We start from the raw sequence: 19,992 nt of genomic DNA, 5'->3' as shown, positions 1-19,992 counted from the left end.
AAGTAATGAGTACAGTATTAAAAGCCAAAAAACGTGATAAAGGAAGACACTCATCATTAACACAACTTAGAGAAAATGGTGCTATTCCTGGAGTTGTTTACGGTTACCAAATGGAGTCAACTTCGATATCTCTTGATGCAAGAGCGTTTGCAAAAGTACTTGCAGAATTAGGAAGTAAAAGTGTGTTTCAATTAGATGTTGAAGGAACAAAGGTAAATGCGGTGTTAACAGAAATGCAGCGTAGTGCTTTAAAGGGATTTGTGAAGCATGTAGACTTTAAATCAATCAATATGTCTGAAGAATTAGAAGTCGATATCCCAATTACAGTAGTAGGAGATGCCATTGGAGTTGCAGATGGTGGTTTCCTATTACAGCCAAATCGTGAAGTTCGCATTAAAGTGAAACCTGCTGAAATACCGGAAACGATAGAAGTGGATGTTTCGGATGTAGCAATTGGTACTTCTCTTTATGTTGCAGATATTCGACATAAATGTTCCTTTGAAATTTTAAACGAAGACGACTTTACATTAGTGGCAATCACACCACCACCTGTACAAAATGTACAAGAAGATATGGTAGATGAAACGCCAGAAGTAATAGAAGCAACAGGGCAAAATACATCTGAACCAAAGAAATAAAAAAGTTTGAACAGGCTACGTCATCAGTCAAAGTTTTGATTTATGACGTTTTTTGGTTCTTAGAAAAGTCATTGTCTATAAGAAAAAGGAGCCAACTTAAATGTGAGTTAGCTCCTTTTGTGTTCTTATACAACTGCACTTTTAATGCCAGTCCATTTTGTAAATAATTTTTCATTGTAAGTTAAGGCGAATTGCACGATTGGTCCAAGCCCGAATGCCATCAGTACTGTACCAACTCCAACAGGACCTCCAAGCAAGAAACCTAGTATAGCGACAGTTACTTCCATCGTTGTACGAGCGCGTGTCACACTCCAACCAAATTTATGGACAAAAAGAAGCATTAATGTATCTCGTGGCCCAATGCCTAAACTTGCAACCATGTACATCCCACAGCCCCAACCAAGCAATACAAGTCCAGTAAGGTAGGATAGTAACTGCATCCAAAAACCATCAATATCTGGTAACCAATAGTTAAAAATATCTATGAAAATACCAGCTAAAAACATATCTACAAATGTACCAGGAAGAGGCCATTTCTTTGTCACCAGCATATCAAATGCTAAGATGGCTAGTCCAATTAAAATAGACCAAGTGCCAATAGATAAACCGAGAGTTTTAGTTAGTCCGATATGTAAAACATCCCAAGAGCCTACGCCAAAAAGTTGACCCTTTATTGTCAAAGTTATACCAAAGGATAAGACCAAGATGCCTGTAAAGAAGAATAGACATCGCGTAAAAAATGCTTGCTTCATACTTAATACCCTCATTCTCAAAATTCATGTTGTCCAAAAAAACATTATAACAAGAGATTGTGCATATTACCAAAGACTAACATTTCTTATTTTTCAAAAAAGAGGTTTTATCTTAACACAGGAAGGGCAATATAAAAATGAATCAAGAGAGAGGATGAGATAAATGACTTCTGTACGAGATGAAATTTTAGAAGTGTTAAATCGTGAAAAAATAGGAACGATGGCAACCGTTGAGAACGGGAAACCGTACTCACGTTATATGACTTTTCAAAACGATGAGTTTGTATTGTATACAGTGACAAATAAACACTCAGAAAAGATAGAGGAGTTACAAAAAAATCCGTATACACATATTTTATATGGCTATGAAAATAGAGGCTTTGGTGATACTTTTGTGGAAATAGAAGGTAAGCTAACTGAAATTCATGAGGAAGGCTTAAAAAACAAATTGGCTGAATTTTTCACGGGTATTTTCATTGGCAACAAAGATGAAATGGTGACCCTAAAAATCGAACCCATTCGGATGCGCTTGATGAATAAAAAAGGGGAGTCCCCAAAAGAATTAGAATTTACAGCAGAATAGTTAGTACTTAACGACCATTGAGATGAGGTCGCTCAAGACTGTAGACAAACTCAAACATTTGGGTTTGAACTGCCCCTAAATTGTTAGACACCAAATCTAACGATTTAGGGGTGTTTTTTATGGCTAATTTTACAGCCGTCATGGTATACGTTGGACTATCCTCAGAGGGCTTAAAAAAATGGTCCATGCAGGCGATGCTTAGTTTTGCTGCAAAGAATTTGAAGAAACTTGCTAACTGGACATGGTGAAGTCCAGATATGGCATAATAGGTCAACTCGTAGCGTGCTACTCTCGTTAATCATGGCTGATTTCATGTGCAATTTTAAACGAAATGGAAAAAGGCATTCAGAATATGAACATTGTGAATGCCTATTGTCGTCAATCTGTAACGACCATTAAAATATAGTTATATTTTCGGTTTTGAAAGTTGGAGTGAATTTATTAAATTGTTCTTGCTATATATAGAAGTAAGGTCAATGAAATGTGCAAAAGTTTAATATAAAGTTCAAATTAGAAGAAAAAAATTATACATGACTTGAATCTATGCGGCAATTCATGCATGATAATTCTTAAAGAAAAAAAGGGGTGCATTGAATGCCAACAAAACTACAACAGCTCGCACAAAACATATTGACGTCTCAAGGACAAGTTGAAGCAGACTTTATCTTACGTAACGCATTGGTTGCGGATGTTTTTACACTGACTTGGAAAAAGGCCGATATCGTCGTAAACAATGGACTAATAGTTGCCCTTGATACCGACAATCGATTTAAAGCTACATATGAAGAGGATGCAGCAGGACACTATGTTGTGCCAGGACTTATTGACGGGCATATACATATTGAATCTTCTATGCTAACCCCTGCTGAATTTAGTCGTGTGCTCGTGCCACACGGAATAACTACAGTCATAACGGACCCACATGAAATCGCAAATGTTGCTGGGACTGAGGGGATTCACTTTATGCTAGATGACGCTAAAAAAGCAGACATGGATATTTTTGTTATGTTGCCTTCGAGTGTACCGGGCACTAGTTTCGAGAACGCAGGTGCTACATTAACAGCCAGCGATTTAGCGCCATTTTTATCCCATGAAGATGTACGTGGATTAGCGGAGGTTATGGATTTTCCAGCTGTATTGAATGGTGAAGAAAACATGCTTGAAAAAATCATGCTTGCACAGCAAGCAAATCTTGTTGTTGATGGACATTGTGCAGGCTTAAATCGTGCGCAAATTACAGGCTACCGTGCTGCTGGTATTCATACCGATCATGAATGTGTAACGGCAGACGAAGCGATAGACCGTGTGGAGCAAGGGATGTACGTCTTAATTCGTGAAGGTTCTGCGGCAAAGAATTTACGCGATCTATTGCCCGCTGTCAATCCAGCCAATGCTCGTCGTTTTGGTTTTTGTACGGATGATAAGTACGTGGATGAATTGTTAGAAGAAGGGAGCATCAACTTTGATGTAGCTATGGCTATTAATGAAGGGATGGATCCATTACAGGCTATTCAGCTTGCAACCGTCAATACAGCTGAGTGCTATCGTTTGTATGATCGAGGTGCATTAGCACCGGGGTATAAAGCGGATTTTGTTTTACTAGAAGATATAAAGGAAATGCGTGCGAAAGTAGTTTGGAAAAATGGTGTGAAGGTTGCTGAAAATGGCGTAATGCTAACGTCTCGTATAAAAACGGATGTACCTGCGCATATCCAGCAATCTGTTCATTTGCCTATAGTGACGAAAGAGATGCTATCGATACCGTTTACAAAAGGTACGAAGGCCAATGTGATGGAAATCGTGCCAAATCAACTTATTACCAATCATTTGGTAGTAGATGTACCAGTTAAAGATGGCGTATTCGAACCATCAGTGGAACAGGATCTACTGAAGCTTGCTGTTATTGAACGTCACCACAATTTGCATACGACTGGGCTTGGTATTGTCAAAGGCTTCGGCTTGCAAAAAGGTGCAGTTGCGACAACCGTTGCGCATGATTCGCATAATGCATTAGTGGTTGGAACAAATGATGAAGATATGTTAATTGCCCTCACGCGGATTCAAGAAATCCAAGGTGGTTTTGTCATCGTAGCAAATGGTGAAATTATAGCGGAGATGCCTTTAACAATTGGCGGCTTAATGACGGATGCACCAGCAGATGAGGCTAAAGCACAATTAGCAGGCTTGCACAACGCCCTATATGAGCTAAATCCCCATTTAGATTTCCATTTTTTATTGACTTTCTCATTTGTCGCGTTACCTGTTATTCCAGCCCTAAAACTAACAGACACAGGTCTATTTAATGTGACAACATTCCAGCATATAGAAGTAGAGGCATAACGATAAACAACGGAGTTTTCCAATACTAAATTAGTCATATTTTACATAAAAAGAGAGCAAGGTTACCAGCCTTTGCTCTCTTTTTATGTAAAAGCAGTTCTTTAGAGCCATTTGTAAATTATTTGTACATAATTGAATAACAGGAAGATCATTGGGTATATAAATAGAATGAAAACGAGGTAAAAATAAAATGTCTGTAAGAATAGGGAGCTTTGTTTAGACAGGAGGAGCGTGAAGATGGCAATACTTGTTGTAAAGAAGAACATTATGCACCGTTATCAAAGTGTTGGACAAGCAATACAAGATGCTGAAGCGGGGGATTTTATAGAAATTAGAGATGGTGTTTACGAAGAAAACATTGATGTTCCTAAAAGACTGACCATTTATGGAGTGGGGGATGTAACCATTAAAGGCGGAGTGTTTATTCGTTACCATACACATGTGGAAATGCGAAATCTCCGTTTTAGTCAGGGTCAGGGAATTTATATTAAAGGGGATTTACAGCTAGAAAACTGCATAATAGAGCAACAAATGATAAGGACCCAAGTTACTGTCAACTATGGAAGTTTGATGTTGAAAAATGTTGATATAATAGCGAGCCCATTAAATCAATATGGATTGCGGATCGATAATGGTTCGAGTGTTATGCTGACAGATTCAACGATTCAGCACCATACAAAAGCTCAAATCATAGCACAAAATAGTGAGCTTGTCTTAACGAATTGTCTGTTGTTAGAGGGGCAAATGAATGCAATTTTTGCTATTAGCAATGTGAAAATGGACATAGTAAATTGTGAGATGCACGGCCACCAAAAAACGCAAATGGTTGCAGCCTCCAGTACGATTTCTATGAAGGATACGCTCATTCATCAAGGACAGGATTTAGGCATTCAAATAGTGGATCATTCTCAGATGATAATGGAGTTTTGTGAAGTCAAACAACATATAGGCACAAATATAGTAGTACATGAAAGTGAGTTAAAGGTCTCGCATTCAATTTTTGCAGAGGGGCAAGGAAACGGTATTTATGTGGGGGAGCATTCGAAGGCGGTAATCTATGACTGTCAGTTGAGTGAGCATAACAAGCCACAGCTTTTTATAGAAAATAGTAAAGCTGAGATTCATAAATGTTCTATAAGAAATGGAGTTACTACAGGGGTTACTATTATTAATGAGGCCGACGTGACGATGACAGCATGTAAGATACAGCAACATCCACAGTTCCATTTTATTGTGGATGCTAGTGGTCTACAATTAAATGAGTCCATCATTGAGTCTGGTCAGGCGGGTGGTATTTATGGAAATGAACATGCGAAAATTACGCTAAAGCATACAACGATTCGAGAGGTAGACAGCCACCATCTTTATATCAATAATGCCCGATTATTTGTGGAAAATAGTACATTTGCTCATATCATTGGGAATGGTATCACCTGCATCGATGCCATTTTTGAAATTATAAGTAGTGATTTTATATATGCTAGACAGAGCCCTTACGCAATCGTTTGGTCTGATAAGTCAATGGGCCGCATAGAGCAGTGCTTCGTCGAAGACACTGAGCGAATATTTTTAGCCATGACAAATCAGTCACTACTTGAAATTGTGAACACGAATCTTGCCAATGTAAAGACGGCAGCAATTGTTCAAGAGCAGAGTCAACTATATGTACGAGGCTATGCAAATACCGCTAAATGGCATGGAGATACCTCTTCTAAAATTGTCGATAGGGACGTTAAGCCAACTACATCTAATGAAAAAATACAACACATCGTGAACATGCTAAGCAGTTCAAAATCCATTCAGGAATTAAATAAAGAATTGCAAATACCAGCTGAAGTATTACAGGAAATATATACAACGCTTAAAAGCACAGATGTTAAGAAAACAATTTAATGCTTAAAACTTCAATAAAAAAAGTAGTTTCAAATTTTGAAATTACTTTTTTTCTGTTGTGAAAAGAAAAAAGATGCATCGGTAGTAGAGCTGCGTTTGGGTGGTTTTGAATGATTTGGAAGTTTAGATGAAATTATTGGGTAATGTTTACAAATTTATAATTACAGGTAATGTTAACTAGCCTAGCTGTTAATTTTGAAGAAGCGTGAAAAAGGTCCTTCCTAAATGTATCATGTTAGAATGAATTGAATGTGAGCGCTTTTATGTGAATTGTGTATAAATCGTTTTACAAAAAATATTTAATTTCGACACCTAAAGGCTTTGTGATTTTTTCCGTTATAATGGAAGAGTGGTAATTATCCGTTCGATTTAGAAATTTTTACTATTATAAACCTTGTTATTCTAGAAGAAGGATTTATTGAGTGAGAAAATTATAGCAAAAATATTAATGATGAATTGCCCCAGTAGAAAATGTTGTTAGAAAATTTAGTTTTTAGATTGATTAATTTCTATGTTTTATCCTATAATTAGTAAAAATGATTCATTAATAGCAGTATGGATGTAATGTTCTAGATCTTTAGATAATAATTTTGGAATAATAAAATGGCTTAGTGAAATGGAGGTGGAAAAGGAAAATGTTTGGGCTTTCGAAAGAAGAAATAATGATGATGCTCGAAAAAGTGGAGTTGGCAGATAGTCAAAAAAATGCAATCGCTGATATTTTTCATCTTAACAATATGCGAATTGAGCAACAGCTAGCATTTATTATCCACTTAGTGATAGATGAGCGCGAACGAAACTTAACAAACAATACATATTTAAATTAAACGTAAACATTTTGTCGAAAGTAAGAGGAATCTGTCTTTGACATAATACATATCACTTTTTGTCTGAAAATAAAATGATGGACATAGAAAAAGGTGTCGTATTTGCGTTTTACCTAAATTTACCTTAGATCGATAAATCAAATAGGATACATAGAAGAAAATCACAGTGTTTAATATTATCTACAAAACCTAAACACTTGTGATTTTTTCTTTTTTATTAAATGGTTCTTGGTAAGAAAACCTAAATGTTTTAATTATTAACCCTAATCATCTTTTTCCACCAATCAATGGTCATAAACCATTTTTTCGAGATTAGAAATAAGACATAACCAATCATACCGCATATGTAAACAAGTCAAAATATCCGTAGCAAAGCACCAAATTAAATTAGCAACCAAATGTGCATTGATTATATTCCCTCGAATTATCAGAACAATTCACCTTATAGTTAAAGGAATGAAGTAAATGACACTGTTACAATGATTAATTGAACAAGCTGAAAGTCCTGAATAATTTGCAGAATTTTCCGTGTTACATATTATGAATGTAGCTCATCGTGGAATGAATAAATGGTTAATTGACAGTGGGGTTATTAAAGATGGAGACATGGTTTTAGATATTGGTTGTGTGGGTGGGGAAACACTACAGTCATTGGCTAAAATCAATCATTTAGGTTGTTGAAAATTGGCGGACAATTTATAATAATTTCCGTGTTTTATAAAATCAATTATCACATGAGCGACTATAAAACCAAAATAGAAATAAAGCAGCTATTAGAAAATATTGGATTTAAAGAGGCGGACATAAAAGAAAATACAAAAAAAGGTTGGTTATGTATTATAGGAGTTAAATAGGTAGTATCTAAATTACGGGGATACTTAGAAATGGAGGCAGAATTGATGAAGAGATGTGCATGGGTGAAACTGGATGAACCACTATATGTCGACTATCATGACAAGGAATGGGGTGTGCCAGTTTATGAAGATCAGCACTTATTTGAGATGCTATGCTTAGAGGGGGCACAAGCAGGACTGAGCTGGTGGACAATTTTACAGAAAAGACAAGGCTATCGAGATGCTTTCGATCAATTTGATGCGACGAAAATTGCGCTCTATACCGAGGACAAGCTGACAGCGCTTAAAGAGGATCAAAGAATTGTTCGCAATAAACTCAAAATCGCAAGTGTTGTTACGAATGCACAAGCATTTCTTCGAATACAGCAACAATATGGTTCATTTTCTACTTATATTTGGGGCTTCGTCAACCATCAACCTATAATCAATCAGTGGTCTACCTTAGCCCAAGTGCCGGTGACAACAGAACTAAGTGAACGCATGAGCAAGCAATTAAAAAAAGACGGATTCAAATTCGTGGGTGGTACGATTTGTTATTCATTTATGCAGGCAACGGGAATGATAAATGATCATGTAGTTGATTGTCTTTGTCGTCATGTCAGCCGTGAAGTACAGGGGAATGGTCATTGATGAAATCAAATCGGAATGAATGAGATAGGCTAAAATATAGGAGACCTACGCTGTCTCCATAAAATCAATAGACCCAGCTTTATGTCAAAGTGCAGCGATTTTGGTGAGAACTATTCATTTGTTTTTTGAATGGGCATTTTTATTGCTTCAATAAAAAGAAGAGGTTCAATCAGCCATATATATAGAAAAGTATGCAAGTGAGCCGGGTAAAAGACAAAAGGGTCTTTCCGAATGTTGATATCGCAAGTGCCATTACTTAGTGAAAGATGAAATCTCAAAATGGAGGATTTCATTTTTTGATTAAGTATTTATCTTCAATTAAAAATTATTTCATTAGACAAATAAAAAAAAATGGTGTATAGTGAAACTAATAAATACATTCCTTTAGTGGAAATATTGAATTCACCTATTACAAAAAGTAATCGTGTTTATTCGGTACTTTTTGTAATATGTGAATTTTTTTATTTTATAGAAGAAATTATATATTACAATTTTATTTTTTTGGAGGTTTTCTTAAATGAAACAAGGTACAGTAAAATGGTTTAACGCAGAAAAAGGTTTTGGATTTATCGAAGTTGAAGGTGAAGCAGACGTATTCGCTCACTTCTCAGCGATTCAAAGCGAAGGTTTCAAATCACTTGACGAAGGTCAAAAAGTTGAGTTTGAAGTGGAAGACGGTAACCGCGGACCACAAGCTAAAAACATCGTTAAACTTTAATTAACACATAAAAAAGAGGCATCCTTAGGGAATGCTTCTTTTTTTATGTACATCGACGGGTGAAGATCTTACATAGGAGATTTTAAATGCATTATCAAATCCTTTACTGCATTTTTAACTGACCATAGACTCTTAAAGAACTTACATGCCAGCAGGATGTTTTTTCTCGTCGACTGTAAGTAACAACAATCGATAAATTATGAACATCCCTATGTAAGAACCAACTACTAAAAATAGCGGATTTAAAAATATGGCATGAATGGTTGTCATAAATACAGCATCATCAACAATGATTTGATAGATGGAAGTGGCCGCAATACAACCGAAGATGATGGATGAGATGATGGCTACAACATTAAAAAAGAGGCGAAATCTATCACTTAAATATTGTAAGTAAAGCATAAGGGTTGGTACAGCTATGGTAGATGCAATTATTAACACTTTCAAAACATCACGTCCTTTTTGCCATTATGCCCTTGAAAAATTGCACATAATCACAAGAGGGTAATAAACATTTTTGGACATATTAACTAAACTTAAAATTTAAAGTGTGTATATGTAAAAGCATAGCATAGGGTTGTCCAAAGCTTCAGTTATGAAATATACAAAAATGGCCAACAATTTGCCAAATTGTATACTTCAAAAAAAGTATAAATTTGTATCTTATCCCCTTTGATTGATGAGTGAACGCCGACTAACAAATAAAGTATACCGAAGCAGGCACCGACGACTCATTACTTTTCTTTTGTCGGTGCCATTGCTTGCACAATGAACGGTATGGATAGAGGATGTAAGGCTTGGGTAATGTAAAGTTTGTCTCTTAGTATAATGGTTGTGGGTTATGGCATGAAGGAAATCCATTGACATCTTGAATCATATGAAAATCATATTGTTTTAAAGCAAATTGAGATTGATACAAGTATTCAAGGACAAGTAACTTGCCCTCTGCTACACCACATAAAATGCCTGAAGTCCCTTGACCGTTTGACAATGATATTCCAACTGGTTGACCAATTAAAAACCGAATTTTATGTTGCCAGTGCATAATGGTCACTCCTTTCAGTACATAATATGTTCTTGTTACTGTTAGGTGCTCATGGTTTAAGGGACATCTCATCACTTCGACCTAACTAACTTTATTTGACTATGAGATACATATAATGTGATATCCATCTTTAAAGCAAAACCAGAAAGGAGTAGGAATTTGCTGAATAAACAGATAATGAATAGTAAAAAGATAAAGCGGGTGAATAAATTGGAAAATAAATCGGTTGTGAAAAATGGAATTGGCTTTGGTTCAGTATTAGCTATTACAATCTCATGGAGTGTTCATCACTCAATATTATGGGCTATTATTCATGGGTGTTTCAGTTGGTTATATGTTATTTACTATGCTTTGACAAGGTAATCGGATCCCACATGAACGGTCAGTAAGGCGTCCACCACAAGTGAGAGCTGACAAGTACAATCAACTGATCGTAAAAGCTCGATTGAATCCACTAGCAATCCATGGGGGATGAAGAGAACCCCCACGCATTGAAGTTTCACAGTAATTTGAGGTGATTACAATATAATCTTTACTCAATAGCAACAAGTCTTCGTGCAAAAGTTTAAATGAATTTTGAAGCGGGTAAAAATAAGAGAGGTTGTATTAATTGAAGAATGAAATAGTATATACCGTTCATATTTGAAGCGAGTCTGGCATAAATAACTAAGTGCTGGTTATTGTCATCTGGAATAACAAGCTCACACTATTCGGAAAAAAGGATGGATGCCATTCACTATCAGGAGGCATGTTTCAAATTTCATACAACTAAGCCTGCATCATTGAAGAAGGGTTGATAAGATGACACATCAAGTTACCGCTACGAGCAATATTGATTTCGGTGCTACAGGCGTTGATGAAATATTGCAAAATGTAGCTTATATTTTATCCACATTTGTAATATCTTGTCCTCTATATGGTAAGAAGTCAAATACAGACGCACCTTTTTACCTTACAAAGAGACGTAATACCGCACGCATAATTGATAGCATTAGACGTTTTGAGCCACGTGCAGTTGTTATCGATGTAGATTATCTTGGAGACATATTTGTTGGCAAATTAGAACCTGTAGTAAAAGTAATTGTGAATGAATAAAACATCTAGGAGAGGGGAGTAGATTCAATCTGCGGACCTTCCAGATATACAAATATGCTGTTTGAGCGAATATGAAGTAGCTTTGTTTCTATCTAATCCAAACGACCACAAAAGGTTTAGTACTAGAACAGGTAATTGTGTATCTAGAATTGAAAAATTGTTTAATTTATAAAGGATTTCTTCCATTTTAAGAAGAGATCCTTCAGACTGTAGACAAACTCAATTTTTTTAGTTTGTTTACAATAAAAGGCATCGAGAATAGACTTCTCGATGCCTTTTATTGTTATGCAGCTGGGTTTTTTCGGATAGCGTCTATTTTTTGGCAATCAATAACGATTGGTGTAGCTGCAGCAGCAGCCCCTACTTCAAGGAAGTAAGCACAGCAATTTTTCGGATCCAAGCTTACGAAAATAACGCCAAGGAAACTGCCTCCACCTGATAAGAGAACGTCTACTAAAGTACCTGGTTCAAAGCGTTTTAAAAGATTACAGATGCAACCTTTACAGTTGTGGTCAAATTTATCATCGCATTTATCTTTTTTGTGTTCCTTTTTCTTGCAATCACATTTGTCGTGATCATGCCAACATTTATCGTGTTTATGCTCGCATTTGTCGTGATCATGCCAACATTTATCGTGTTTATGCTCGCATTTGTCGTGATCATGCCAACATTTATCGTGTTTATGCTCGCATTTGTCGTGATCATGCCAACATTTATCATGTTTATGCTCGCACTTGTCGCATTTATGTTTGCATTTATCATGTTTATGTTCGCACTTGTCTAATTTGCAGTAACATTTTTTTTCATATTCACAATAACACTTATAATGACTACATTTGTCACCTTTATTTAAATTGTTATAATTCCAATTCATGTGCTTAACAAATCTATTATCTTGCATACTTTAATCTCCCTTTTTGTGTTAGTTTTTTTGTGTAGTGCGAGCGCTGCCTTACATTAATAATCTATGAATTTAGAATGAAATGTGACTGGTAATTTGTCCTGAAAACAGTATAAAATATAATGATTTTCCATTAAAATTAAATTGTATGAGTACCTAAAGGATATAAATACTAGGACAATGAGAATTTTAATGAAGAGGACTATAGACTTTTGCCTTAATTAAGCAACTTAAACTTCCACGATGGGGAAAATAAGTGTGTATGAATGCTATAAGTAAATGGTGAGAAAACTAAGATTTTTATGTAAAAAATCAGGTTAGAAAAGGCTATGTGACTGGACTTAGCGTCTTGAAATATAGCCTCCTCACCAACTGGCATTACAGAAGATAAAACAGTTTTCAACATATAAGTTCTCATGGTTGAACGATTGAATTTCAATTTAAAAAATAATTGTCAACCATTCAAGGAAAGTTTTACAATGTCTCAACTTACTTTCACTAGATGTGCAATTCATCAATCTTTTAGTATTAACTTGTAAAATGAAACGTATTTTATGTAAAAAGGAGAAATGGAGAGAATGGATGAGGGGACTAAAAATGTACTGCTTTATTTTGCTTTTCTTGATATTTATCACAGATATAGCGATTAAAAATAAACCATCTCCAATTGCACAGACTCCTCAAACTGACTTTAGACAAAATTATGCGCAGGAAATTGGTGAAAGATTACAAAGTTCGAACTTTACTAAAGAAGTTTTAGTAGCTTTAAGAGCAGAAGGGTATTTTCCTGACAGTACCGTGGGCTATTTGATCGATTCACCTGATAATCAATTTATCTCAATTTATCTACATAACTCAGATGAATTGGAAAAATCGTCGAAGGAAGAGATTCAAAAAATTGTAAATGCTGTCGCGAAAAATAATAATATAAATTCATTCATTGTTGATATACAGGAATCAAACTAAGTAGACTGTTGTTCACATGATAAATATCAAGATAGCATAAAGAAAAAAATTGGTCTTTTTTCCTGGGTAAATGCCATATGGTATAATGTACATGAAGAGGTGATTCTCGTGAAAATTTTAGTTTTAGGTGCAACGGGTCGGGTTGGTAGCCATATTGTTTCACTTGCGCTACGTGATGGTCACCATGTTATGGCCTTAGTACGCACACCCAATAAAATCAGCACAATAGATTCAAATTTACACATTATTCATGGAAACGTATTAAACCAACATAACCTACAATCAGTGATGTCTGAGATAGATATTGTTATTAGCGCTTTAAATACAGATGGCACAAATACACTATCGGAAAGTATGCTACTGATTCTTGAAACGATGAAAAAAGCAAATGTGAAACGAATTATTACGGTTGGTACAGCTGGAATCTTACAAAGTCGGCTAACGCCTCATTTACTTCGATATCAGTCAAGTGAATCCAAACGTAAGACTACTAATGCCGCAGAAGAGCATCACAAAGTCTTTGATATGTTAAGCCAATCTGACGTTGATTGGACAATTGTCTGTCCTACATATCTGCCTGACGGAGAATATACTGGCGTATATCGGATAGAGCGAAATTTCTTGCCTGAAGGCGGCACTAAAATTTCAGTGGCGGATACGGCGGAATTCACCTATCAACAAAGTCTACGTACTGATTATTTGAAATCCCGCGTCGGCATTTCATACTAATACTTAGAAAATACATTTTTAAATAGAAAAACCCAAATAATGCACTTGAAAAAGTGTGATATTTGGGTTTTTTTGCTGTCATTAAGCATTATTTTTCATTATTGTTCGTGTCGCTTTTTTGATAATTTTATCCGTTGCGCTTACTTCAGATTCTTTTTTCCATTTTTCGCAAATAGCTAGTACCCAATTTGCTTGAGTTTTACTTGCATCGTTTAACCAATTACCAACAGAATCCTGAACATATTTCGATGTATCTGCTTTCAGTAAATCTAAAATGGGAAGTGCTTTTTGTGGTTCTTGCTTGAGGATATCAATATGTTTCGTCCAAACTCCTCGAGGTCGGATAGACTCTACTGCAAAACGTCGTATATTTTCATTATCGACAATAGCCCATTCAGTTAACAATGCCACGCTTTTATCTATGTCTTCGGAAAGGTCTTCTCTTATAGCCATCCAAGCAATTTCTCGAACACCAAAATGATGATCCGCCGCAAAATGTCTGATAAACAACAGTTTTTCCTCTAAAGTTTGTGTGGAGTGTTTACCCATAAAGGCTGCCCAACATCTTACACTATCTGAAATATGATTGGAGCAGTACGTCAATATTTCTAGCTTTTTGGCTTTACTTTCATCAATCATGGCTGTTGTTAGTAAATCACTAGTGGTACGTATCGCCTTCATCCCAGTGACAGCATTTTGATTGGCCATTTCAGTTAATAGGACATCCAATTTTACCTTCAAATTGAATGCAGGTAATACATGCTCCAATAAAGTAGGATGATCCACAGCTTGCCATTCAATAAGATTGACGCTTTCTATTAAACCGCGATTTAGGGAAGCTAGTATTTCACTGGGTATATCACTGGTCTTCCTAGCACCTTTTCGATTTAGAATATGTTCTTGAGTCATTTTATCGTATCATCCTTATATTAGTATAATTGTAAAAAATAATTATACTTTATTATATCTTAAGTATTGATGAGCATCAATTTAGAGAGGGCGGAGGTTAAGAAGTAAAAACATGTATGATTACTTTAACTAAAAAAGTAATCATACGAATTTTTGATTAGAAGAGTAATTGATACGATGATAAATAGCTGTCGTACGAAGCCACTTCCTTTTCTAATAGCTACCTGAGAGCCGACAATTGACCCGAATATTTGAGCAGCTCCCATCACTAACCCGTAAAAATAGTGAATGTGACCTAGATACATAAACAAAAATAGTGCAGCTATGTTACTACCAAGGTTCAACAATTTTGCATTACCTGCAGCCTTTAAAAAATCGGTGCCAATCATGATAAAAGCAAAAATAAAAAAGGAGCCAGTGCCTGGACCAAGGAAACCATCGTAAAATCCAATGGTAAAGAGAAGAATGATAAACCCAGCTAATTGAATAGGAGATAAATTCTTAATGACTGAGATGCTGCCCCAATCTTTTTTGAAAATTGTATAGATAGCAATAGCAGCGAGCATAAATAGCATCAGTGGCTTTAATATGTCTGGACTAATTAATGTGACGGTCCAGGCACCAAGAAGAGAGCCGAAAAATGCGAGTGGGAAAAATTTTGTGACAGAATGAAAATCAATTTTTCCAGAACGATAAAATGAAATGGTCGAAGTAACTAATCCTATCGAACTGGCTAGTTTACTTGTAGCAATGGCCGTAGTTGGATTTAGACCAAGAAATAATAAAGCAGGTAGTGCAATGAGCCCGCCTCCACCAACGACTGAATCAATAAACGCCGCGAGAAAGCCAATTAGTATGAGTATCAGTAATAATTGTAAATCTAGTTGCATAAAATCACTCTTTCATTTAGTTACTACTGAAATAGTAACTAAATAAATCGCGTTTGTAAAGTGTAAGTTTTATCGCAATAGAATAGGGAATTTGACTATAATAAAAGAAATGGAGGGATTCACTAGTGGAATTAATTAACCAGTTAAAACAATTAGGCTATACAGAATATGAAGCCAAGGCATACATAGCACTGGTGCAGAATAATCATGTGACGGCTTATCAAGTAAGTAAGCATTCAGGTATTCCCCGTGCGCGTATTTATGGGATTCTTGATTTATTAGTTGACAAAGGTCTTGTAATGAAAGAGGAAACGCCAGAAATAACAACCTATACGGCGTTAGCGGTATCCGTGTTTTTACAAAAGGTAGAAAAGAATTGGCAGTCGAGTTTTAAATCGATGTCAAATAACTTAGAAACCATAGAACAGCAGGAGCCTGTGGAGGACAATAAAGTTTTAAGTATTAAAGATAGAAATACCATTTTAGCTTATTGTCAGTCGATGTTAAAAAAGGCGGAAAAAAGAGTACTGTTATCGATGTGGGATGATGTGTATGAGGAATTACGAGTGGACTTGGAAAAGGTTGCACAGCAAGTGAAAGTACATGGAATTACGCTACATGTGGCGGAGCCTTTAGTTACATTAGAGCAACATCGTGTGACTGATTTTACAGAAAGGACTACTACGGACCATTGGTTTATACTATCAATCGATGGAAAAGAAATGATTTATGGGCCATCCCCTGATAACCGTGAGCTTGCGTTCTTTACAGATGACCCCATTCATATTTACTTATTAGAGGATTATATTTGGCATGATGTACTTGTAAATCGGTTAGTGAAGCGTAGCAAAGATGACTTAGGGGAGTGGATTACAAAAGAACGAAATGCGTTTTTCGGGTCATAAATCTTTCTTTGAATCAGAGCTGTTGCTGTACTGTGTGAAAATTACTTCATCCCGTATGAACGGTCAGTAAAACGTTCACTACAAGTGGAAACCACGGAATTGAAGTTTCACGTTATACGTTTAGCGGGGAAAAGGAACGGGTAAAACAACATTACGATGGAATAAAGAAAAAAGTCTACGTCGTATTTAAGCCGAGGTGCTTCACTTATTGTATTAAAAACCTTAGAACCCGGTAATATCAACGCAACAAAAGGAGAAAGATCACATGACAATTACAAGTACAGCAAAAGAGGATTTAAAAGCACTATTTAAAGAAGCTAAAACCAGAGGGATTTTAAAAATCGATCATAGTGATCGTGTAGACCGTATGAGTGATGGTGATGCACTCGGGTACCTCATTTCGATGGTAAAACGAATTTTATAAGAGGTAAGTTGCTCAGCAATTCTTAAATTAAACTTTACAATGACCAAGATAGCAAAATGCTATTTTGGTCATTTTTTAGTCAAGGAGATTCATTATAGTTTTGACGACAATAAGATTTGTGTACATTAACGCTTCTTGAATGACGAAGAACTCTGAACGGACACAATGTTTTTTAGTTATTTTAAGAAGAAATTCAATGAAATCTGCTCGATTAAGAACTGCTTTAACGATAAGACATTCATTCATGGGCTAGTTCATTTAACATTGTGAAATTCAAGAAAAAGTTCTTAGGTTTGACACGATGTATACAAACGTATACAATATTGATGTAAATATACGTATACATTTGTATACAAAGGGAGGTTTTTTATCTTGAGAGATGATAGATTTAAGGAAGAGGGACATTCACGTGGTGAGCGATACGAAGGCAGAGAAGGTTCACATCAACGTGGTGGACGCTACAAAGGCAGAGAGGGGTCACATCAACGTGGGGCGAAAACATTTCGCCGGGGGAGAGCAATTGCCTTTTTAGATATGATGAATCTGAAGCGTTCGACAATTAAGCAACAGTTAGAGCTACCGGAGTTTCAATCTATTCAAGCAATTTTAGTCGGGGAATTAAAAGCAATTGATATGATTATCAGTGAATTTACTCAATTATTCGAAATACATGACAGTGAAACAATTGATTCATCCTCTGAAGATGTAGAAACAGCAATTTCGAAGCTGGATAGTCAAAAACCATTAGTTATTGATAAAGAGGAAAATAAAATTAATGAAACAAATTAATAGTTATATCGATTCTTTATTTTATAATCAAGATACTTTGTTGGAAGAAGTTATATCGTCCATTGAGGCAAACGAAATGCCTTCCATCTCGGTATCGCCATCCTCAGGAAAACTTTTAACTATGCTTACATCAATTTCAGGGGCTAGAAATGTACTTGAAATAGGTGCTCTTGGGGGCTATAGCGGGATTTGTCTTGCCAGAGGCTTTGGTAGTGAAGGACAATTAACGTCCCTTGAGTTAGAGGAGAAATACGCGAAGTTAGCACACAACAATTTATCGAAAGCCGGTTTTGGTAATCAAGTATTATATTTAACTGGACCTGCATTACAGAGCCTCGAAAAACTAGCTGAGGAAAATAAGCGATTCGATTTCTTCTTTATAGATGCTGATAAAGATAATTATGAAAATTATCTAAATTACTGTATTAGACTTGCAAATTCGGGTGCCTTAATAGTAACTGATAATGTACTTGCTAACGGTAGTGTTGCAGACTCGAAAGCTATATCAAAACGTTATACTGAAACAATGAAAAAATTCAATGAAATTGTCGCTAATCATCCTCAACTAGAATCTGTCATTGTTCCAATTGGTGATGGGATGACCCTTTCAAAAGTGAAGAAATAAAGTGTACAGCAAATAAAAAAGCAACTGTATTTCGTAAACGGCCAAGTGTTAAATTCCAATTAAATAGTAATTCATAAACTGTTGGCATGCTCAAGAATAATTGAGTTGAACCTACAGTTTTTTTGTGAAAAATCTACTAGATATCTGTTAATATACAAATCAAACGACCATACAAAGTCTTTCAACCACGTTCTTTCTGTAAGTTTGTTGACATCAATGCACAACATTCCTTAATTCTAGTAAAAGCAGTGAGACCTCTTGTGGAAGAACGAGCGAGATATCTCCTGTATGAAACGTAGCGAATGAGAGGCTAGACGGTTCGTGCGTGAGAAGGAGTAGTTTTTTCAAGGAAGACATAAGCAAATGAAACAAGATACTCATTTATTGGCAAAAACGATAAGGCAGTTTAGAGAACTACCTAGGTTTATTGAATTCAGCATTACTTTACTTATAGGAATTTAAGCGAATGGATGATTTTAAACCTAAACCTGAAGTTGAAGAATAGATAAATTACTAAAACTACCAACAATTTAAAACAAAACAAAAAGAATTAAGTTCAGTACAATACCGAACTCAATCCTTATCAGGAGGTTAAAACTGACTATGTCTATCTTCACTGATCACGTAGAATTTGTCTACAATCTGAGCCCCTTCCACAAAAGAAGAGACCGATTATAAGTTACGCCGCGGAATTTCTTTTGATAATAGCGTCAATTTTTTGACAGTCAATGATAACTGGTGTAGCAGCATCATCTCCTATTTCAAGGAAGTATGCACAGCAATTTCGAGGATCTAGGGAAGTGAAATAAACACCAGTAAATCGTCCGCCATTTGACAGGAAAATGTCTACTAAAGTTCCTGGTTCAAAGCATTTTAGTAAATTACAAACGCAACCTTTACAGTGATGCTCTTTATGTTTTTCATCTTTGTGATGTTTTTTATCATGTTTGCACTCGCAGTCATGTTTATCATGTTTGCAATCACATTTGTGGTGTTTACGTTCATGTTCGCAATCACACTTGTGGTATTCGTAATAATATTTTTTAGATTCGCAATGGCATTTTTCGAATTTATTAAAATCCCACTTTATTTGTTTCATATATTTACAATCTCCCTTTTTGTTAGTTTATGGCTTAGCGCTAGCCTTACACTAATAATCTATGATTTGAAAATGTATAGTGATTGGTAATATGTCCATAATGTAAGAAGATAATTAATTTATTTCTATAGAAATTGATATTGTTTGAATAGCTAAGGGAAAGGGAAGCTATGACAATAGAGGAGTAAAGGGAGAATAGACTTTCACCTTTACCGAACAATAGGAGGATTAAACGATAAAAGAGCAATTATAGCATCACTCTAAAAAAATCGTAAATGCCTATTTTCATTGGTATAGCCTATTTACAGAAATTAAGAAGAGCAAGCAGGCTAACAAAGAAATTATCAACCTTTGTCAGCTGTGGTTTGAAAAAAAAAATT

At 35.6% G+C, this 19,992-nt stretch carries 23 protein-coding genes; 17 read left to right on the top strand and 6 right to left on the bottom strand.

All coding sequences use genetic code 11. The annotated features are described in order from the left end of the window. The first annotated feature begins 5 nt into the window (after nt 1-5). On the top strand, nt 6-638 hold the full coding sequence (locus ACOMCU_RS19765) for a 50S ribosomal protein L25/general stress protein Ctc (protein WP_421051147.1): 633 nt from the start codon (nt 6-8) through the stop codon (nt 636-638). 125 nt (nt 639-763) lie between these two features. Here ACOMCU_RS19765 and ACOMCU_RS19760 read toward each other — a convergent pair whose 3' ends face one another. Beyond that, nucleotides 764-1,390, bottom strand: coding sequence for a YczE/YyaS/YitT family protein (locus tag ACOMCU_RS19760; protein WP_010859588.1), 627 nt, complete (start codon nt 1,388-1,390; stop codon nt 764-766). A 163-nt stretch (nt 1,391-1,553) separates the two neighbouring features. Between ACOMCU_RS19760 and ACOMCU_RS19755 the strand changes: the two genes are divergently transcribed. The 8 genes from ACOMCU_RS19755 (at nt 1,554) to ACOMCU_RS19720 (ending at nt 9,235) form a co-directional block, all read left to right on the top strand. Beyond that, a complete protein-coding gene (locus tag ACOMCU_RS19755) occupies nt 1,554-1,973 on the top strand; it encodes a pyridoxamine 5'-phosphate oxidase family protein (RefSeq protein ID WP_010859587.1) in 420 nt (139 codons plus the stop codon). A 119-nt stretch (nt 1,974-2,092) separates the two neighbouring features. Beyond that, a complete protein-coding gene (locus ACOMCU_RS19750; RefSeq protein ID WP_421051174.1) occupies nt 2,093-2,221 on the top strand; it encodes a hypothetical protein in 129 nt (42 codons plus the stop codon). 346 nt (nt 2,222-2,567) lie between these two features. Then, on the top strand, nt 2,568-4,313 hold the full coding sequence (gene ade, locus ACOMCU_RS19745) for an adenine deaminase (RefSeq protein ID WP_421051145.1): 1,746 nt from the start codon (nt 2,568-2,570) through the stop codon (nt 4,311-4,313). 237 nt (nt 4,314-4,550) lie between these two features. Next, nucleotides 4,551-6,206, top strand: coding sequence for a right-handed parallel beta-helix repeat-containing protein (locus ACOMCU_RS19740; RefSeq protein ID WP_421051144.1), 1,656 nt, complete (start codon nt 4,551-4,553; stop codon nt 6,204-6,206). Between the two features lie 635 nt (nt 6,207-6,841). Then, entirely contained in the window at nt 6,842-7,033 is a 192-nt protein-coding gene (locus ACOMCU_RS19735; RefSeq protein WP_010859583.1) for a hypothetical protein, read from the top strand. A 540-nt stretch (nt 7,034-7,573) separates the two neighbouring features. Beyond that, the gene (locus ACOMCU_RS19730; RefSeq protein WP_421051143.1) at nt 7,574-7,714 is read left to right on the top strand and encodes a hypothetical protein; all 141 of its coding nucleotides are present in this window, start codon (nt 7,574-7,576) and stop codon (nt 7,712-7,714) included. A gap of 218 nt (nt 7,715-7,932) precedes the next feature. Further along, the gene (locus tag ACOMCU_RS19725) at nt 7,933-8,517 is read left to right on the top strand and encodes a DNA-3-methyladenine glycosylase I (RefSeq protein WP_010859580.1); all 585 of its coding nucleotides are present in this window, start codon (nt 7,933-7,935) and stop codon (nt 8,515-8,517) included. A gap of 517 nt (nt 8,518-9,034) precedes the next feature. Then, a complete protein-coding gene (locus ACOMCU_RS19720) occupies nt 9,035-9,235 on the top strand; it encodes a cold-shock protein (RefSeq protein WP_010859579.1) in 201 nt (66 codons plus the stop codon). Between the two features lie 141 nt (nt 9,236-9,376). On the opposite strand, the gene ACOMCU_RS19715 is transcribed toward ACOMCU_RS19720, so the two are convergent. Together ACOMCU_RS19715 and ACOMCU_RS19710 are read right to left on the bottom strand one after the other, a co-directional pair. After that, the gene (locus ACOMCU_RS19715; protein WP_329600452.1) at nt 9,377-9,676 is read right to left on the bottom strand and encodes a transposase; all 300 of its coding nucleotides are present in this window, start codon (nt 9,674-9,676) and stop codon (nt 9,377-9,379) included. Nucleotides 9,677-10,055: 379 nt separating this feature from the next. Then, the gene (locus ACOMCU_RS19710; RefSeq protein ID WP_010859577.1) at nt 10,056-10,280 is read right to left on the bottom strand and encodes a hypothetical protein; all 225 of its coding nucleotides are present in this window, start codon (nt 10,278-10,280) and stop codon (nt 10,056-10,058) included. An 801-nt stretch (nt 10,281-11,081) separates the two neighbouring features. On the opposite strand from ACOMCU_RS19710, the gene ACOMCU_RS19705 reads away from it, so the two are divergent. From ACOMCU_RS19705 to ACOMCU_RS19690, 4 genes are all read left to right on the top strand, one after another. Continuing rightward, entirely contained in the window at nt 11,082-11,375 is a 294-nt protein-coding gene (locus ACOMCU_RS19705; protein ID WP_010859576.1) for a hypothetical protein, read from the top strand. A gap of 577 nt (nt 11,376-11,952) precedes the next feature. Continuing rightward, a complete protein-coding gene (locus ACOMCU_RS19700) occupies nt 11,953-12,159 on the top strand; it encodes a hypothetical protein (RefSeq protein WP_421051142.1) in 207 nt (68 codons plus the stop codon). A 657-nt stretch (nt 12,160-12,816) separates the two neighbouring features. Next, the gene (locus tag ACOMCU_RS19695; RefSeq protein ID WP_421051141.1) at nt 12,817-13,242 is read left to right on the top strand and encodes a hypothetical protein; all 426 of its coding nucleotides are present in this window, start codon (nt 12,817-12,819) and stop codon (nt 13,240-13,242) included. Between the two features lie 108 nt (nt 13,243-13,350). Beyond that, nucleotides 13,351-13,971 carry an NAD(P)-dependent oxidoreductase gene (locus ACOMCU_RS19690; RefSeq protein ID WP_421051140.1) on the top strand — a complete coding sequence of 207 codons (621 nt, stop codon included), beginning with the start codon at nt 13,351-13,353 and terminating at the stop codon, nt 13,969-13,971. Between the two features lie 81 nt (nt 13,972-14,052). On the opposite strand, the gene ACOMCU_RS19685 is transcribed toward ACOMCU_RS19690, so the two are convergent. Continuing rightward, on the bottom strand, nt 14,053-14,880 hold the full coding sequence (locus ACOMCU_RS19685; RefSeq protein WP_421051139.1) for a DNA alkylation repair protein: 828 nt from the start codon (nt 14,878-14,880) through the stop codon (nt 14,053-14,055). Nucleotides 14,881-15,005: 125 nt separating this feature from the next. After that, nucleotides 15,006-15,770, bottom strand: coding sequence for a TSUP family transporter (locus tag ACOMCU_RS19680; protein WP_010859571.1), 765 nt, complete (start codon nt 15,768-15,770; stop codon nt 15,006-15,008). Nucleotides 15,771-15,895: 125 nt separating this feature from the next. Here ACOMCU_RS19680 and ACOMCU_RS19675 point away from each other — a divergent pair, with 125 nt between their 5' ends. The 4 genes from ACOMCU_RS19675 to ACOMCU_RS19660 all read left to right on the top strand — a co-directional run bounded on the left by ACOMCU_RS19675 (nt 15,896) and on the right by ACOMCU_RS19660 (nt 18,513). Next, nucleotides 15,896-16,675 carry a TrmB family transcriptional regulator gene (locus ACOMCU_RS19675; RefSeq protein WP_421051138.1) on the top strand — a complete coding sequence of 260 codons (780 nt, stop codon included), beginning with the start codon at nt 15,896-15,898 and terminating at the stop codon, nt 16,673-16,675. 265 nt (nt 16,676-16,940) lie between these two features. Beyond that, nucleotides 16,941-17,099, top strand: coding sequence for a hypothetical protein (locus ACOMCU_RS19670; RefSeq protein ID WP_155242448.1), 159 nt, complete (start codon nt 16,941-16,943; stop codon nt 17,097-17,099). Between the two features lie 372 nt (nt 17,100-17,471). Then, nucleotides 17,472-17,888 (top strand): hypothetical protein, encoded by a 417-nt coding sequence (locus ACOMCU_RS19665; protein WP_421051137.1) that lies wholly within the window; start codon nt 17,472-17,474, stop codon nt 17,886-17,888. Then, the gene (locus ACOMCU_RS19660) at nt 17,875-18,513 is read left to right on the top strand and encodes an O-methyltransferase (RefSeq protein ID WP_010859568.1); all 639 of its coding nucleotides are present in this window, start codon (nt 17,875-17,877) and stop codon (nt 18,511-18,513) included. Before ACOMCU_RS19665 ends, ACOMCU_RS19660 begins: the two co-directional genes overlap by 14 nt. Before the next feature lie 679 nt (nt 18,514-19,192). Here the strand turns inward: ACOMCU_RS19660 and ACOMCU_RS19655 are convergent. Beyond that, the gene (locus ACOMCU_RS19655) at nt 19,193-19,612 is read right to left on the bottom strand and encodes a hypothetical protein (RefSeq protein WP_421051136.1); all 420 of its coding nucleotides are present in this window, start codon (nt 19,610-19,612) and stop codon (nt 19,193-19,195) included. Nucleotides 19,613-19,992 lie beyond the last annotated feature (380 nt).

The sequence above is a fragment of the Lysinibacillus sp. UGB7 genome, from assembly GCF_049058285.1.
GTDB lineage: Bacteria > Bacillota > Bacilli > Bacillales_A > Planococcaceae > Lysinibacillus > Lysinibacillus sphaericus_B.
This window is presented reverse-complemented; position numbering and strand designations above follow the sequence as displayed.

Coding starts and splice junctions, on each gene's coding strand:
- ACOMCU_RS19765 (WP_421051147.1), top strand. CDS start 6: ATGAGTACAGTATTAAAAGCCAAAAAACGTGATAAAGGAAGACACTCA.
- ACOMCU_RS19760 (WP_010859588.1), bottom strand. CDS start 1,390: ATGAAGCAAGCATTTTTTACGCGATGTCTATTCTTCTTTACAGGCATC.
- ACOMCU_RS19755 (WP_010859587.1), top strand. CDS start 1,554: ATGACTTCTGTACGAGATGAAATTTTAGAAGTGTTAAATCGTGAAAAA.
- ACOMCU_RS19750 (WP_421051174.1), top strand. CDS start 2,093: ATGGCTAATTTTACAGCCGTCATGGTATACGTTGGACTATCCTCAGAG.
- ade (WP_421051145.1), top strand. CDS start 2,568: ATGCCAACAAAACTACAACAGCTCGCACAAAACATATTGACGTCTCAA.
- ACOMCU_RS19740 (WP_421051144.1), top strand. CDS start 4,551: ATGGCAATACTTGTTGTAAAGAAGAACATTATGCACCGTTATCAAAGT.
- ACOMCU_RS19735 (WP_010859583.1), top strand. CDS start 6,842: ATGTTTGGGCTTTCGAAAGAAGAAATAATGATGATGCTCGAAAAAGTG.
- ACOMCU_RS19730 (WP_421051143.1), top strand. CDS start 7,574: ATGAATGTAGCTCATCGTGGAATGAATAAATGGTTAATTGACAGTGGG.
- ACOMCU_RS19725 (WP_010859580.1), top strand. CDS start 7,933: ATGAAGAGATGTGCATGGGTGAAACTGGATGAACCACTATATGTCGAC.
- ACOMCU_RS19720 (WP_010859579.1), top strand. CDS start 9,035: ATGAAACAAGGTACAGTAAAATGGTTTAACGCAGAAAAAGGTTTTGGA.
- ACOMCU_RS19710 (WP_010859577.1), bottom strand. CDS start 10,280: ATGCACTGGCAACATAAAATTCGGTTTTTAATTGGTCAACCAGTTGGA.
- ACOMCU_RS19705 (WP_010859576.1), top strand. CDS start 11,082: ATGACACATCAAGTTACCGCTACGAGCAATATTGATTTCGGTGCTACA.
- ACOMCU_RS19700 (WP_421051142.1), top strand. CDS start 11,953: ATGCCAACATTTATCGTGTTTATGCTCGCATTTGTCGTGATCATGCCA.
- ACOMCU_RS19695 (WP_421051141.1), top strand. CDS start 12,817: ATGAAACGTATTTTATGTAAAAAGGAGAAATGGAGAGAATGGATGAGG.
- ACOMCU_RS19685 (WP_421051139.1), bottom strand. CDS start 14,880: ATGACTCAAGAACATATTCTAAATCGAAAAGGTGCTAGGAAGACCAGT.
- ACOMCU_RS19680 (WP_010859571.1), bottom strand. CDS start 15,770: ATGCAACTAGATTTACAATTATTACTGATACTCATACTAATTGGCTTT.
- ACOMCU_RS19670 (WP_155242448.1), top strand. CDS start 16,941: ATGACAATTACAAGTACAGCAAAAGAGGATTTAAAAGCACTATTTAAA.
- ACOMCU_RS19660 (WP_010859568.1), top strand. CDS start 17,875: ATGAAACAAATTAATAGTTATATCGATTCTTTATTTTATAATCAAGAT.
- ACOMCU_RS19655 (WP_421051136.1), bottom strand. CDS start 19,612: ATGAAACAAATAAAGTGGGATTTTAATAAATTCGAAAAATGCCATTGC.